The 15,352-nt window shown below is 63.0% G+C and carries 11 protein-coding genes; 10 read left to right on the top strand and 1 reads right to left on the bottom strand.

Features of this window, described 5'->3' with window-relative positions; genetic code table 11:
* Window positions 1-25 precede the first annotated feature (25 nt).
* Window positions 26-1,384: a CoA transferase gene (locus tag ABM562_RS07220; protein WP_258578820.1), complete on the top strand. Its 1,359-nt coding sequence runs from the start codon at window positions 26-28 to the stop codon at window positions 1,382-1,384.
* 105 nt (window positions 1,385-1,489) lie between these two features.
* Here the strand turns inward: ABM562_RS07220 and arcD (ABM562_RS07215) are convergent, their stop codons facing one another.
* Complete coding sequence (arcD, locus tag ABM562_RS07215; protein WP_115088554.1) at window positions 1,490-2,917, bottom strand: arginine-ornithine antiporter; 1,428 nt, start codon at window positions 2,915-2,917, stop codon at window positions 1,490-1,492.
* Window positions 2,918-3,358: 441 nt separating this feature from the next.
* On the opposite strand from arcD (ABM562_RS07215), the gene arcD (ABM562_RS07210) reads away from it, so the two are divergent.
* The 9 genes from arcD (ABM562_RS07210) to ABM562_RS07170 all read left to right on the top strand — a co-directional run bounded on the left by arcD (ABM562_RS07210) (window position 3,359) and on the right by ABM562_RS07170 (window position 15,340).
* Window positions 3,359-4,786 carry an arginine-ornithine antiporter gene (gene arcD, locus ABM562_RS07210; protein WP_115088555.1) on the top strand — a complete coding sequence of 476 codons (1,428 nt, stop codon included), beginning with the start codon at window positions 3,359-3,361 and terminating at the stop codon, window positions 4,784-4,786.
* Between the two features lie 33 nt (window positions 4,787-4,819).
* On the top strand, window positions 4,820-6,076 hold the full coding sequence (gene arcA / locus ABM562_RS07205; protein WP_115088556.1) for an arginine deiminase: 1,257 nt from the start codon (window positions 4,820-4,822) through the stop codon (window positions 6,074-6,076).
* A gap of 79 nt (window positions 6,077-6,155) precedes the next feature.
* Window positions 6,156-7,166, top strand: a complete 1,011-nt coding sequence (locus ABM562_RS07200) for an ornithine carbamoyltransferase (RefSeq protein ID WP_115088557.1) — start codon at window positions 6,156-6,158, stop codon at window positions 7,164-7,166.
* A gap of 148 nt (window positions 7,167-7,314) precedes the next feature.
* Entirely contained in the window at window positions 7,315-8,244 is a 930-nt protein-coding gene (gene arcC / locus ABM562_RS07195; RefSeq protein WP_045196411.1) for a carbamate kinase, read from the top strand.
* A gap of 55 nt (window positions 8,245-8,299) precedes the next feature.
* The gene (locus tag ABM562_RS07190) at window positions 8,300-8,668 is read left to right on the top strand and encodes a DUF5064 family protein (RefSeq protein WP_038996905.1); all 369 of its coding nucleotides are present in this window, start codon (window positions 8,300-8,302) and stop codon (window positions 8,666-8,668) included.
* Window positions 8,669-8,811: 143 nt separating this feature from the next.
* Complete coding sequence (locus tag ABM562_RS07185) at window positions 8,812-10,320, top strand: sigma-54-dependent transcriptional regulator (protein ID WP_134064140.1); 1,509 nt, start codon at window positions 8,812-8,814, stop codon at window positions 10,318-10,320.
* A 274-nt stretch (window positions 10,321-10,594) separates the two neighbouring features.
* Window positions 10,595-10,978 (top strand): glycine cleavage system protein GcvH, encoded by a 384-nt coding sequence (gcvH, locus tag ABM562_RS07180; RefSeq protein ID WP_134064142.1) that lies wholly within the window; start codon window positions 10,595-10,597, stop codon window positions 10,976-10,978.
* Between the two features lie 9 nt (window positions 10,979-10,987).
* Window positions 10,988-13,843: an aminomethyl-transferring glycine dehydrogenase gene (gene gcvP, locus ABM562_RS07175; protein ID WP_115088561.1), complete on the top strand. Its 2,856-nt coding sequence runs from the start codon at window positions 10,988-10,990 to the stop codon at window positions 13,841-13,843.
* A 120-nt stretch (window positions 13,844-13,963) separates the two neighbouring features.
* Window positions 13,964-15,340, top strand: a complete 1,377-nt coding sequence (locus ABM562_RS07170) for an L-serine ammonia-lyase (RefSeq protein ID WP_115088562.1) — start codon at window positions 13,964-13,966, stop codon at window positions 15,338-15,340.
* The last annotated feature ends 12 nt before the right edge of the window (window positions 15,341-15,352 follow it).

Here is a 15,352-nt window from a genome sequence, read left to right as displayed (position 1 = left end):
TGGCCCTTCTGCTGGAGGGCCATTGATGACCGCGCTACTCGACACCCTTGTCGCCGAACTGCAGCTGCCAACGGCACTGCGCAATACCCTGCGCTTTCGCGGCAACGGCGCCCTGCCTTCGACTTTCGCCGTCACCGCGCTTGCCAGCAGCAGCGTTGCCGCCTGTGGCCTGGCAATCGCCGAACTGCTGCAGCGCCAGCTTGAGCAACAGCCTGCCGTTGAAGTTGACCGCCGCCTGAGCTCGTTCTGGTTCGCCACCAGCCTGCGCCCGCAAGGCTGGAGCACACCGCCCTTGTGGGACCCGATTGCCGGTGACTACCGCGCCGAGGATGGCTGGATTCGCCTGCATACCAACGCAGCTCATCATCGCGCCGCCGCCGAGAAGGTAGTGGGCCGTGCGGCTGACCGCGCACAAATGGCCGACCTGGTTGCGCGCTGGCGCGCAAGCGAGCTGGAAAGCGCGATAGTCACCGCTGGCGGTTGCGCCGCGCACATGCGCAGCGGGTCCGAATGGTCGGCCCACCCTCAGGGCCTGGCAGTGAATGCCGAGCCGTTGATTCACCGCCAACTGGCTCCAGCCTTTACAAGCAGACGCTGGAGCGGTAACGCCGTCCGACCTCTGGCCGGGGTCAAGGTGCTGGACCTGACCCGCATCCTCGCCGGCCCCACAGCCAGCCGCCTGCTGGCTGGCTTCGGCGCTGAGGTACTGCGGATCGACCCGCCAGGCTGGGAGGAACCGGCGGTGGTTGCCGAGGTGACCCTGGGTAAACGTTGTGCGCGCCTGGACTTGCACGATGGGGATGATCGACGGGTGTTTGAACGCCTGCTCAGTGAAGCCGATATTCTCCTGCATGGTTACCGCGCCGACGCCCTCGAACGACTGGGGTATGCCAGCGAACAGCGCCGCCAGCTCAACCCCGGACTGATCGATGTGAGCCTCAACGCCTACGGCTGGAGCGGCCCCTGGCAACAGCGCCGGGGCTTCGACAGCCTGGTGCAGATGAGCTGCGGCATCGCTTGCGAAGGCATGCGCTGGCAACAGGCCGACCAGCCCGTGCCGCTGCCGGTGCAGGCATTGGACCATGGCACCGGGTACCTGATGGCGGCTGCGGCGATCAAGGCCTACAGCGAACGCCTGGGCAGCGGATGCGGGGCAACCCTGCGCCTGTCGCTGGCGCGCACGGCAAAGCTGTTGATCGATCAGGGGACGCTGGCAGCGGATGTGCCGTTGCAGGCTGAGACGGCAGCGGACCTGAACCCGCAGCTGGAGCAGACGCCCTGGGGGCTGGCGCAGCGGCTGAAGGCGCCGCTGCTGGTCGAAGGGGCGCCGTTGGTTTGGCAGCGAGGGGCTTGTGAGCTGGGTTCTGCTGCTGCCTGTTGGTGAATGTGAGGGCCTCTCGCTGGCAAAGCCAGCGCCCACAGAGTTTGCTGCACACCGATCTACTGTGGGAGCCGGCCTTGCCGGCGATGGGCTGCGCCGCAGCCCTGATTAAAGGCTCAACACCCCACTGTACAACCCATAAGCCGCCAACCCCGCGCCCACCAGAACGGCGGCAAAGATCAGCTTCTCCCAGGTGGTAAACAGCGCCTGCCCCTGCTCATGCTTGGCCCGGGCAAACAGGATCACCCCCGGCGCGTACAACAGCGCCGACAACAACAGGTACTTGAGCCCCCCGGCGTACAGCAGCCAGATCGCATACACCAGGGCGGTGCCGGCAATCACCAGGTCCTTGCGCCGCGCACCCGGATGCCCTTCATACGATTCCCCACGTACCGCCAACAGCACTGCATAGGCCGCCGACCACAGGTATGGCACCAAAATCATCGACGACGCCAGGTAGATCAGGCTGGTGTAGGTCCCGGCGGAAAACAGCGTGATCAGCAAGAACAGCTGAATCATCACGTTGGTCAGCCACAAGGCATTGGCCGGCACGTGGTTGGCGTTTTCCCGGGCCAGAAAGCGCGGCATGGTCTGGTCGCGGGCCGTGGCAAAGAGGATCTCGGCGCACAGCAAGGCCCATGACAGCAAAGCCCCCAACAGCGACACCGCCAGGCCGATGCTGATCAGCAAGGCACCCCAGGGCCCGACGATATGCTCGAGCACCGAAGCCAGCGACGGATTCTGCAAGGCGGCCAGTTCCGGCTGGGTCATCACCCCGAGCGACAGCACGTTGACCAGCACCAGCAGGGCCAGCACGCCAATAAAGCCGATCACCGTGGCCTTGCCGACGTCCGAACGCTTCGCCGCCCGTCCGGAGTAGACACTCGCGCCCTCGATGCCGATAAACACGAACACGGTCACCAGCATCATGTTGCGCACCTGGTCGAGCACTCCACCGAATTTCGGGTTGCTCAAGCCCCAGATGTCACGGGTAAAGATGTCGGCGCGAAAGGCTACGGCAGCGATGACGATGAACATCACCAGCGGCACGATCTTGGCCACGGTGGTCACCTGGTTGATGAACGCCGCCTCCTTGATCCCGCGCAACACCAGAAAATGCACCGCCCACAACAGCAACGAGGCGCAGGCGATGGCAATCGGCGTGTTGCCCTCGCCAAACACCGGAAAGTAGAAACCCAGGGTGCTGAACAGCAGCACGAAGTAGCCGACGTTGCCCAGCCAGGCGCTGATCCAGTAGCCCCAGGCCGAAGAAAAGCCCATGTATTCGCCAAAGCCGGCCTTGGCGTAGGCATACACCCCGGAATCCAGCTCGGGTTTGCGGTTGGCCAGGGTCTGGAACACGAAGGCCAGGGCCAGCATGCCCACCGCTGTGATCCCCCAGCCGATCAGTACCGCGCCGACGTCGGCACGTGCGGCCATGTTTTGCGGCAGCGAAAAAATCCCACCGCCGATCATCGAGCCGACCACCAAGGCGATCAACGCACCCAGGCGCAATTTCTGTCCAGGTTCGGACATGCAGATCCCCTTCTGTCTCGTGTTTGTAACGCCAGAGGTACACCCTGAGTTAAATATATGCAGAGTGTAAGCGTTCATATGTATTAAACCACTAAGCTTCCGCTGCTCATAACTTGTGCGTCTATGCCTGACGAACTAAATAGGGAGTTTTGTGCACTATTTCCGCCTGTTCAAGCCAATAAGATATTTTCTCAGGAAAAATTTGCGATTCCCCCAAAACGGACTAGCTTCAATTCTCACAGCCCCGCAAGAGCGATTGCTCTAAAAGGCCATGGAGGTGCCAGTGGACAAGGCTTGCAGCACTGCGATCGGCATACTCCGGGAGGCTGTTTCAGTCACTGATCTCAATGGAATGTCCTCATGAACTGACCTGAATCAGCTAATGACTTCGCCGCTGGATTTATTCTAGCGCCATCTCTTCTCCTGGTACGGAGTTATTCAATGTCAGACGCTCCCGGAAAACTACGACTTGGTGCGCTGGTTGCACTTGTTGTCGGCTCGATGATCGGCGGCGGGATCTTTTCGTTGCCGCAAAACATGGCCGCAAGTGCCGATGTAGGCGCTGTTCTGATCGGCTGGGGCATCACCGCCATCGGCATGCTGACCCTGGCTTTCGTGTTCCAGACCCTGGCCAATCGCAAGCCTGACCTGGACGGCGGGGTGTACGCCTACGCCAAGGCCGGTTTCGGCGATTACATGGGCTTTTCTTCGGCCTGGGGCTACTGGATCAGCGCCTGGCTCGGCAACGTCGGCTACTTCGTGTTGCTGTTCAGTACCCTCGGCTACTTTTTCCCGATCTTTGGCGAGGGCAACACCCCGGCAGCGGTCATTGGCGCCTCGGTGCTGCTCTGGGCCGTGCATTTCCTCGTGCTGCGCGGGATCAAGGAAGCGGCGTTCATCAACCTGGTCACGACCGTGGCCAAGGTCGTGCCGCTGGCGTTGTTCGTGCTGATCGCCGTGTTCGCCTTCAAGCTGGACATCTTCACCGCTGACATCTGGGGTTCGATGAACCCGGACCTGGGCAGCGTGATGAACCAGGTGCGCAACATGATGCTGGTCACCGTGTGGGTGTTCATCGGCATCGAGGGCGCGAGCATCTTCTCGGCCCGGGCAGAAAAACGCTCGGACGTGGGTAAGGCCACGGTCATCGGCTTCATTACCGTGCTGCTGTTCCTGGTGCTGGTCAACGTGCTGTCGCTGGGCATCATGACCCAGCCGGAACTGGCCAAGCTGCAGAACCCGTCGATGGCCGCCGTGCTTGAGCACGTGGTCGGTCACTGGGGCGCGGTGCTGATCAGCGTCGGCCTGATCATCTCGCTGCTCGGTGCCCTGCTGTCGTGGGTGCTGCTGTGCGCCGAGATCATGTTCGCCGCCGCCAAAGACCACACCATGCCGGAGTTCCTGCGCCGCGAGAACGCCAACCACGTGCCGGCCAACGCCCTGTGGCTGACCAACGCCATGGTGCAGATCTTCCTGGTCATCACCCTGTTCTCGGCCAGTACCTACCTGTCGCTGATCTACCTCGCCACTTCGATGATCCTGGTGCCTTACCTGTGGTCGGCGGCCTACGCCTTCCTGCTGGCGCTGCGCAGCGAAACCTACGAACAGGCCCTGGCCGAACGCAAGAAAGACCTGGTCATCGGTGCCATCGCCCTGCTCTACGCGGTCTGGCTGCTGTATGCCGGCGGCGTCAAATACCTGCTGCTTTCGGCCCTGCTCTATGCCCCTGGCGTGATCCTGTTCGCCAAGGCTAAGCGCGAGGTCGGCCAACCGATTTTTACCAACGTGGAGAAGCTGATCTTCGCCGCCGTGGTCCTTGGCGCCCTGGTGGCTGCCTACGGCCTGTACGACGGCTTCCTGACTCTGTAACCACCCGTTTTCGCAACTTGGAGGAAATGAACCATGTCCACGGATAAAGTTAAGTACGGCGTACATTCCGAAGCCGGCAAACTGCGCAAAGTGATGGTCTGCTCCCCTGGCCTGGCGCACCAGCGCCTGACGCCGAGCAACTGCGACGACCTGCTGTTCGATGACGTCATCTGGGTCAACCAGGCCAAGCGCGACCACTTCGACTTCGTCACCAAAATGCGTGAACGCGGCATCGAAGTGCTGGAAATGCACAACCTGCTGACCGAGACCGTGCAGAACCCCGAAGCACTGAAATGGATCCTCGACCGCAAGATCACCCCGGACACCGTCGGTGTCGGCCTGACCAACGAAGTGCGCAGCTGGCTCGAAGGCCTGGAGCCACGCAAACTGGCCGAGTTCCTGATCGGCGGCGTGGCCGGTGAAGACCTGCCCGACAGCGAAGGCGCCAGCGTCATCAAGATGTACCGCGACTACCTGGGCCACTCCAGCTTCCTGCTCGACCCACTGCCCAACACCCAGTTCACCCGCGACACCACTTGCTGGATCTACGGCGGCGTGACCCTCAACCCGATGTACTGGCCGGCGCGACGCCAGGAAACCCTGCTGACCACCGCGATCTACAAGTTCCACCCCGAGTTCAGCGGTGCTGACTTTGAAGTCTGGTACGGCGACCCGGATCATGACCACGGCAAGGCCACCCTCGAAGGCGGCGACGTCATGCCGATCGGCAATGGCGTGGTCCTGATCGGCATGGGCGAGCGCACCTCGCGCCAGGCCATCGGTCAACTGGCGCAATCGCTGTTTGCCAAAGGTGCGGTCGAGAAGGTCGTGGTGGCCGGCTTGCCGAAATCCCGCGCCGCGATGCACCTGGATACCGTGTTCAGCTTCTGCGACCGCGACCTGGTCACGGTCTTCCCGGAAGTGGTCAAGGAAATCGTCCCGTTCGTCATTCGTCCGGACAGCAGCAAGCCGTACGGCATGGACGTGCGCCGCGAGAACAAGACCTTCCTCGACGTGGTCGCCGAATCCCTCAACCTCAAGCAGCTGCGCGTGGTGGAAACCGGCGGCAACAGCTTCGCCGCCGAACGCGAGCAATGGGATGACGGCAACAACGTGGTGGCGCTGGAGCCCGGCGTTGTCATCGGCTACGACCGCAACACCTACACCAACACCCTGCTGCGCAAGGCCGGTGTCGAAGTCATCACCATCAGCGCCGGCGAACTGGGCCGTGGCCGCGGCGGCGGTCACTGCATGACCTGCCCGATCGTGCGCGACCCTATCGACTACTAAAACGACCATCAACCGCCTGCACCCACGGGTGCAGGCGGGCCGATCACCGCTTTCCGTTCACCAGAACAGGAGAATCATCATGGCGTTCAACATCCACAACCGTAACCTGCTGAGCCTGGAACACCACACCCCTCGCGAGTTGCGCTACCTGCTGGACCTGTCCCGTGACCTGAAACGTGCCAAGTACACCGGCACCGAGCAGCAGCACCTCAAAGGCAACAACATTGCGCTGATCTTCGAGAAAACCTCGACCCGCACCCGTTGCGCCTTCGAAGTGGCTGCCTACGACCAGGGCGCCAACGTCACTTACATCGACCCGAACTCTTCGCAGATCGGCCACAAGGAAAGCATGAAGGACACCGCCCGCGTACTCGGGCGCATGTATGACGCCATCGAGTACCGTGGCTTCAAGCAGGAAATCGTCGAAGAGCTGGCCAAATTCGCCGGTGTGCCGGTGTTCAACGGCCTGACCGACGAATATCACCCGACCCAGATGATCGCCGACGTGCTGACCATGCGTGAACACGCCGACAAGCCGATCCACGACATCAGCTACGCCTACCTGGGCGATGCCCGCAACAATATGGGCAACTCGCTGCTGCTGGTCGGCGCCAAACTTGGCATGGACGTGCGCATCTGCGCGCCGAAAGCCCTGTGGCCGCACGACGACCTGGTCGCCCGTTGCAAAAAATATGCGGAAGAAAGCGGCGCACGCATCACCCTCACCGAAGACCCGAAAGCGGCGGTCAAGGGCGTCGATTTCATCCACACCGACGTCTGGGTATCGATGGGCGAGCCGGTTGAAGCCTGGGGCGAACGCATCCAGCAACTGCTGCCGTACCAGGTCAACGCCGAGCTGATGAAAGCCACTGGCAACCCGCGGACCAAGTTCATGCACTGCCTGCCAGCGTTCCACAACTCCGACACCAAGGTCGGCAAACAGATCGCCGAGCAGTACCCGCACCTGGCCAACGGTATCGAAGTGACCGACGACGTGTTCGAGTCGCCAGCCTGCATCGCCTTCGAGCAAGCGGAAAACCGCATGCACACCATCAAGGCGATCCTGGTGTCGACCCTGGCTGACCTGTAATCCATTCAGGGAGCGAACCTTCGCTCCTGTGGGAGCCGGTCTTGCCGGCGATGGTATCGGCGCAGTACCCGTTACTGCGCGGTGCCTGAATCGCTGGCAAAGCCAGCTCCCACAAGAGCTTCGCTGCCAACGCTAAAAGGACATCATCATGCGTATCGTTGTTGCATTGGGCGGCAACGCCCTGCTGCGCCGTGGCGAACCCATGACTGCAGACAATCAGCGCGCCAATATCCGCATCGCCGCCGAGCAGATCGCCAAGATTCACCCAGGCAATGAACTGGTCATCGCCCACGGCAATGGTCCGCAAGTCGGCCTGTTGTCGTTGCAGGCGCAATCCTACAAGCCGGACGAAGCCTACCCGCTGGACGTGCTCGGGGCCGAAACCGAAGGCATGATCGGCTACATCATCGAACAGGAGCTGGGCAACCTGCTGGACTTCGAAGTGCCGTTCGCCACCCTCCTGACCCAGGTCGAAGTGGACGCCAACGACCCGGCCTTCAAGGACCCGACCAAGTTCATCGGCCCGGTCTACAGCAAGGAAGACGCCGAGCGCCTGGCCAAGGAGAAAGGCTGGGTGGTCAAGGCCGACGGCGACAAGTACCGCCGTGTGGTCGCCAGCCCGAAACCCAAGCGCATCTTCGAGATTCGCCCGATCAAATGGCTGCTGGAAAAGAGCAGCATCGTCATCTGCGCCGGTGGCGGCGGCATCCCGACCATGTATGACGCCGACCGCAAGCTCAAGGGCATCGAAGCGGTGATCGACAAAGACCTGTGCTCGGCGCTGCTGGCCGAACAGCTCGAAGCCGACCTGCTGGTGATCGCCACCGACGTCAACGCGGCGTTCATCGACTATGGCAAGCCGAGCCAGAAGGCGATTGCCCAGGCGCACCCGGACGAGCTCGAACGCCTCGGCTTTGCCGCCGGCTCCATGGGCCCGAAAGTCCAGGCCGCTTGCGACTTCGCCCGCCATACCGGCAAAGTGGCGGTTATCGGTTCGCTGGCCGACATCGAAGATATCGTCAAGGGTACGGCCGGTACCCGGGTGAGCACCTCGAAGCCTGGAATCAGCTACCGTTGAATGCAGTGGGCGGGCTTGCGGGCCCGCCGTTTTCAACCTTCCGGAGGATCGCACCATGGCCCAGTTTCAACCTGGTCACGTCCATATCGAGCGCACCGCGCTGAACAAGAATGATCACAGCTATGACCTGAACATCAATTACGAAGTGGCGCAGGACCCCAGGGAAGGCCGAGGCATTCAGTTCCGCATGCATGGCAGCATCGAAGGCAAGCCGGTGGACGAAAACTTCTTCCTGGCCAAGGATCAGGTCCTCCCCAGCTTCCTCAGCCTCGCCACTCGCAAGGCCCAGAGCTACCTGCCAGCGCCGAAGAAATTCGAGAGCCTGGGATCGACTCACAAGATCTATGACCTGATGTTCGATGATATTCGGACTCAGCTGGATGTGAAGTCTGGCGACTCGGTCAAGCCAGAACATCTGGAATAGCCTTCGGGCCTCATCGCTGGCAAGCCAGCTCCCACAGGGAAATGCATGCGCCGATCCTGTGGGAGCTGGCTTGCCAGCGATTCGACCGCACAGCGGTCGCAAGGCATACTTGGTGCCTTCGCCAGCCTTGAACCCCTCCCCCCATGCGCATCCACGTCAGTTTCATCGACCGCGTCGGCATCACCCAGGAAGTGCTGGCCCTGCTCGGCGCCCGCAACCTCAACCTGGACGCCGTGGAGATGGTGCCGCCGAACGTCTACATCGACGCCCCGACCCTCAGCCCCCACGTGCTCGAAGAGCTGCACGACGCGCTGTTCAACGTGCATGGCGTGCAAACCGTACAAGTGGTCGACATCCTCCCCGGCCAGCGTCGTCACCTGCAGCTCGATGCCCTGCTCGCGGCCATGAGCGATCCGGTACTGGCCTTGGACAGCGCCGGCCATGTACTGCTGGCCAACCCGGCGCTGGTGGCGCTGTGCGGCCAGGAGCCGTCCGACCGTTCGGTGGCCGATCTGTTTGGCGACCCTGGCCTGCTTGAAGCCCTGATCGAACAGGGCTTCCACCTGCCCCTGCGCGAAGTGACTCTCAACGGCCAGACGCTGCTGCTCGATGCCACGCCGATCACCAACGCCGGTGCACTGCTGACCTTGTATCAGCCCAATCGCATCGGCGAACGGCTGTCGGCGCTGCACCATGATCACGCCGAGGGCTTCGATGCACTGCTGGGTGATTCACCGCCGATCCGCACCCTCAAGGCCCGCGCCCTGCGCGTGGCGGCCCTGGATGCACCGCTGTTGATCCACGGTGAAACCGGTACCGGCAAGGAGCTGGTGGCCCGCGCCTGTCACGCCATCAGCAGCCGTCACAGCGCACCCTTCCTGGCGCTCAACTGCGCGGCGCTGCCGGAGAACCTGGCCGAAAGCGAGCTGTTCGGCTACGCCCCCGGCGCCTTTACCGGCGCACAACGCGGCGGCAAGCCGGGGCTGATGGAACTGGCCAACCAGGGCACGGTGTTCCTCGACGAGATCGGCGAAATGTCGCCGTACCTGCAGGCCAAGCTCCTGCGTTTTCTCAACGACGGCAGCTTTCGCCGGGTCGGTGGCGACCGTGAGGTGAAGGTCAATGTGCGGATCCTCAGCGCCACCCACCGCGACCTGGAAAAGATGGTCGCCGAAGGCACCTTTCGCGAAGACCTGTTCTACCGCCTGAACGTGCTCAACCTGCAGGTGCCGCCGCTGCGCGAGCGTGGCCAGGACATCCTCCTGCTGGCGCGCTACTTCATGCAGCAGGCCTGCACCCAGATCCAGCGCCCGCTGTGCCGCCTGGCCCCGGCCACTTACCCGGCGCTGCTGGGTAACCGTTGGCCGGGCAACGTGCGTCAGCTGCAGAACGTGATCTTCCGCGCCGCCGCCATCAGCGAAAGCAGCCTGGTGGACATCGGTGACCTGGACATCGCCGGCACCTCGGTGGCCCGTGGGCATGACGCTGAAGTCGATAGCCTGGAACAGGCCGTGGAAGACTTCGAGCGCAACCTGCTGACCAAGCTCTACAGCAGCTACCCCTCGACCCGCCAGCTGGCCAGCCGCCTGCAAACCTCGCATACCGCCATTGCCCATCGCCTGCGCAAATACGGCATCCCGACCAAGCCCTGACCGGCCGTACTGAAATCGCTACAGCGTAACAATATCGATACAGCACAGTTTCAGGGCCATGGCGCAAGGTTCTGATCCCCTTGCGCTTTTTTTCCCGGCTTCGGCTGTAGCGATTTCGCTACAGCTGTAAACTTTCCATTACTCAGAAAATTTATAACATATTGTTTTATAACGATATTTTATAGATGGCCGCATTATTGCTATGGCATTGCTCATCCCTGGGCTCACTTGAGCCACGCCCACAGCCGTCCCCTGCGGCCCTTGAGGAGTTTCCATGAGCGAGTTGCGATTCACCGAAGATCACGAATGGCTGCGTACCGAAGCTGACGGCAGCGTCACCGTCGGGATTACCGCCTTCGCCCAGAACGCCCTGGGCGATGTGGTCTACGTGCAACTGCCGGAGCTGCAAAGCTACGACAAAGGTGCCGAAGCTTCGACCGTCGAATCGGTCAAGGCTGCCAGTGGCGTATACATGCCGCTGACCGGCGAAGTGGTTGCGGTCAACGAACAGCTCGAAGGCAACCCCGAGCTGGTCAACGAAGATCCGCTGGGTGAAGGCTGGTTCTTCCGTTTCATCCCGGCCGACGCCGGCGCCGTCGCGCAACTGCTCGACCAGGACGCCTACGACCGCCTGATCAAAGCCAACGCTGACGCCTGAGGAACCGCCATGACCATCAACCTCGGCACCGCCAACGAATTCATCGCTCGCCACATCGGCCCACGCCAGCGCGACGAGCAGCACATGCTCGCCACCCTCGGCTTCGACTCGCTGGAAGCCATGAGCGCCGCCGTCATCCCCGACAGCATCAAGGGCACCAGCGTCCTGGAGCTGGGCGCTGGGCAAAGCGAAGCCGAGGCCCTGGCTTCGCTCAAGGCTATCGCTGGCAACAACCAGCTGTTCAAGAGCTTCATCGGCCAGGGTTACTACAACTGCCATACCCCGGCGCCGATCCTGCGCAACCTGCTGGAAAATCCGGCCTGGTACACCGCCTACACCCCATACCAGCCTGAGATTTCCCAGGGCCGCCTGGAAGCGCTGCTGAATTTCCAGACCCTGATCAGCGACCTCACCGGCCTGCCGATCGCCAACGCATCCTTGCTCGACGAAGCCACCGCTGCCGCCGAAGCCATGACCTTCTGCAAACGCCTGAGCAAGAACAAGGGCAGCCACGCCTTCTTCGCTTCCGTGCATTGCCATCCGCAGACCCTCGACGTGCTGCGTACCCGGGCCGAACCGCTGGGTATCGACGTCATCGTCGGCGACGAGCGTGAACTGGGCGATGTCAGCGCCTTCTTCGGTGCCCTGCTGCAATACCCGGCCAGCAGCGGTGAAGTCTTCGACTACCGTGAGCTGGTCGAGCGCTTCCACGCCGCCAATGCCCTGGTTGCCGTGGCTGCCGACCTGCTGGCCCTGACCCTGCTGACCCCACCGGGCGAATTCGGCGCCGACGTGGCCATTGGCAGCGCCCAGCGCTTCGGCGTGCCGCTGGGTTTCGGTGGCCCGCACGCGGCCTACTTCTCTACCCGCGACGCGTTCAAGCGCGACATGCCGGGCCGCCTGGTCGGCGTCTCGATCGACCGCTTCGGCAAGACCGCCTTGCGCCTGGCCATGCAGACCCGCGAGCAGCACATCCGCCGCGAGAAAGCCACCAGCAACATCTGCACCGCCCAGGTGCTGCTGGCCAACATCGCCAGCATGTACGCCGTGTACCATGGTCCCCAGGGCCTGAAGCAGATCGCCGAACGCACCCATGCGCTGACCGCGATCCTCAAGGCCGGCCTGCAGCAGCTGGGTGTGAATGTCGAGATTGAACACTTCTTCGACACCCTGACCCTGGCCACTGGCAGCGCCACCGCCGCCCTGCACGACCAGGCCCGCGCCCAGCGCCTTAACCTGCGCCAGATTGACGCCCAGCGCCTGGGCCTGTCGCTGGATGAAACCAGCACCCAGGCAGACGTGGAAGCGCTGTGGCAGCTGTTCGCCGACGGCAAGGCCACTCCGGACTTCGCCGCCCTCGCTGCCAGCGTTCAAGCGCAATTGCCTCGCGCCCTGCTGCGCCAGTCGGCGATCCTCGAGCACCCGGTGTTCAACCGCTACCACAGTGAAACCGAGCTGATGCGCTACCTGCGCCGCCTGGCCGACAAGGACCTGGCCCTGGACCGCACCATGATCCCGCTGGGCTCGTGCACCATGAAGCTCAACGCCGCCAGCGAAATGATCCCGGTGACCTGGGCCGAATTCGGCAACCTGCACCCGTTCGCCCCGGCAGAACAGAGCCAGGGTTACCAGCAACTGACCAGCGAACTGGAGGCGATGCTTTGCGCCGCCACCGGCTACGACGCCGTGTCGCTGCAGCCCAACGCCGGTTCCCAGGGTGAATACGCGGGCCTCTTGGCCATCCGCGCCTACCACCAGAGCCGTGGTGAAGCACGCCGCGACATCTGCCTGATCCCGTCCTCGGCCCACGGCACCAACCCCGCCACCGCCCACATGGCCGGCATGCGCGTGGTGGTCACCGCCTGTGACGCCCGCGGCAACGTCGACATCGACGACCTGCGCGCCAAGGCCATCGAGCATCGCGAACACCTCGCCGCGCTGATGATCACCTACCCCTCGACCCACGGCGTGTTCGAAGAAGCCATCGGCGAGATCTGCGCGATCATCCATGACAACGGCGGCCAGGTGTACATCGACGGTGCCAACATGAACGCCATGGTCGGCCTGTGCGCACCGGGCAAGTTCGGCGGCGATGTCTCGCACCTGAACCTGCACAAGACCTTCTGCATCCCCCACGGCGGTGGCGGCCCGGGCGTTGGCCCGATCGGCGTCAAGTCGCACCTGGCACCGTTCCTGCCCGGCCACGCGCACATGGACAACAAGCAGGGCGCGGTCTGCGCCGCACCATTCGGCAGCGCCAGCATTCTGCCGATCACCTGGATGTATATCCGCATGATGGGAGGCGCCGGGCTCAAGCGCGCATCGCAGATGGCCATCCTCAACGCCAACTACATCGCCCGCCGCCTGGAAGAGCACTATCCTGTGTTGTACACCGGCAGCAACGGCCTGGTGGCGCACGAGTGCATCCTCGATTTGCGTCCAATCAAGGACAGCAGCGGCATTAGCGTCGATGACGTGGCCAAGCGCCTGATCGACTTCGGCTTCCACGCCCCGACCATGTCGTTCCCGGTAGCCGGCACGCTGATGATCGAACCGACCGAAAGCGAGTCTAAAGAAGAACTGGACCGTTTCTGCGAGGCGATGATCCGCATCCGCGAAGAGATTCGCGCGGTAGAAAGCGGTAGCCTGGACAAGGACGACAACCCGCTGAAGAACGCCCCGCACACCGCCGCCGAGATCGCCGGTGAGTGGAGCCACCCGTACAGCCGCGAGCAGGCGGTGTATCCGCTGGCATCGCTGGTGGAAGGCAAATACTGGCCACCGGTCGGCCGGGTCGACAACGTGTTCGGCGACCGCAACCTGGTCTGTGCCTGCCCGTCGATCGAGAGCTATCAGGACGTCTGAGTCCGGCCTGATGGCCTCATCGCTGGCAAAGCCAGCTCCCACAGGTTTCGAGAACACCAAAGAACCCTGTGGGAGCCGGCCTTGCCGGCGATGCTTCTCCCCAACAATGAGGGTACGACCATGTCACTAAGCGTCTTCGACCTGTTCAAGATCGGCATCGGCCCCTCCAGTTCCCATACCGTCGGCCCCATGCGCGCCGCCGCGCGCTTTGCCGAAGGCCTGCGCCGCGACGAGCTGCTCAGCGCCACGGTCTGCGTCAAGGCCGAACTCTACGGCTCGCTTGGCGCCACCGGCAAAGGTCACGGCAGCGACAAGGCCGTGCTGCTCGGCCTTGAAGGCGAACACCCGGACACGGTCGATACCGAAAGCATCCCCGCACGCCTGCAGGCCATCCGCAGCAGCGGCCGGCTCAACCTGCTCGGCGAGCATGAAATCGACTTCGTCGAAAAGCAGCACCTGGCAATGATCCGCAAGCCCCTGGCCTTTCACCCCAATGGCATGATCTTCCGTGCCTTTGACGCCGCCGGTTTGCAGATTCGCAGCCGCGAGTACTACTCGGTAGGCGGTGGTTTCGTGGTCGATGAGGACGCGGCCGGCGCCGATCGCATCGTCGAAGACAGCACCGTTCTGCCCTACCCGTTCAAGACCGCCAAGGAACTGCTCGGCCATTGCACCGCGCAGAACCTGTCGATCAGCCAGATCATGCTGGCCAACGAAGCGGCCTGGCGCCCGGAAAGCGAAACCCGCAGCGGCCTGTTGCGCATCTGGCAGGTCATGCAGGACTGCGTGTCCGCCGGTTGTCGCAACGAGGGCATCCTGCCTGGCGGGCTCAAGGTCAAGCGCCGTGCCGCAGCGCTGTACCGCCAGCTGTGCAGCAACCCGGAGGCGAGCCTGCGCGATGCGCTGTCGGTGCTCGACTGGGTCAACCTGTATGCCCTGGCCGTCAATGAAGAAAACGCCTTCGGCGGACGCGTGGTCACCGCGCCGACCAATGGCGCCGCCGGTATCGTCCCGGCAGTGCTGCACTACTACATGCGCTTTATCCCGGGCGCCAACGACGACGGCGTGGTGCGCTTTCTGCTCACGGCCGCCGCCATCGGCATCCTCTATAAAGAGAACGCCTCGATCTCCGGTGCCGAAGTCGGTTGCCAGGGCGAGGTCGGCGTCGCCTGCTCGATGGCCGCCGGCGCCTTGTGCGAAGTGATGGGCGGCAGCGTGCAGCAGGTCGAGAACGCCGCCGAGATCGGCATGGAACACAACCTGGGCCTGACCTGCGACCCGATCGGCGGGTTGGTCCAGGTGCCCTGCATCGAGCGCAACGCCATGGGCTCGGTCAAGGCTATCAATGCCGTGCGCATGGCCCTGCGCGGTGACGGGCAGCACTTCGTCTCGCTGGATAAAGTCATCCGCACCATGCGCCAGACCGGCGCCGACATGAAAAGCAAATACAAGGAGACCGCCCGCGGCGGTCTGGCCGTCAACATCATCGAATGCTGACACCCTCTCAAG

It is taken from the genome of Pseudomonas sp. ZL2 (genome assembly GCF_054788455.1).
Note: the sequence above shows the minus strand (reverse complement) of the source record. Positions and strands in the feature narration are given on the sequence as shown.

Bases quoted from the DNA above. Each gene is read 5' to 3' on its own strand.
- ABM562_RS07220 (WP_258578820.1), top strand. From the start codon at position 26: ATGACCGCGCTACTCGACACCCTTGTCGCCGAACTGCAGCTGCCAACG.
- arcD (WP_115088554.1), bottom strand. From the start codon at position 2,917: ATGTCCGAACCTGGACAGAAATTGCGCCTGGGTGCGTTGATCGCCTTG.
- arcD (WP_115088555.1), top strand. From the start codon at position 3,359: ATGTCAGACGCTCCCGGAAAACTACGACTTGGTGCGCTGGTTGCACTT.
- arcA (WP_115088556.1), top strand. From the start codon at position 4,820: ATGTCCACGGATAAAGTTAAGTACGGCGTACATTCCGAAGCCGGCAAA.
- ABM562_RS07200 (WP_115088557.1), top strand. From the start codon at position 6,156: ATGGCGTTCAACATCCACAACCGTAACCTGCTGAGCCTGGAACACCAC.
- arcC (WP_045196411.1), top strand. From the start codon at position 7,315: ATGCGTATCGTTGTTGCATTGGGCGGCAACGCCCTGCTGCGCCGTGGC.
- ABM562_RS07190 (WP_038996905.1), top strand. From the start codon at position 8,300: ATGGCCCAGTTTCAACCTGGTCACGTCCATATCGAGCGCACCGCGCTG.
- ABM562_RS07185 (WP_134064140.1), top strand. From the start codon at position 8,812: ATGCGCATCCACGTCAGTTTCATCGACCGCGTCGGCATCACCCAGGAA.
- gcvH (WP_134064142.1), top strand. From the start codon at position 10,595: ATGAGCGAGTTGCGATTCACCGAAGATCACGAATGGCTGCGTACCGAA.
- gcvP (WP_115088561.1), top strand. From the start codon at position 10,988: ATGACCATCAACCTCGGCACCGCCAACGAATTCATCGCTCGCCACATC.
- ABM562_RS07170 (WP_115088562.1), top strand. From the start codon at position 13,964: ATGTCACTAAGCGTCTTCGACCTGTTCAAGATCGGCATCGGCCCCTCC.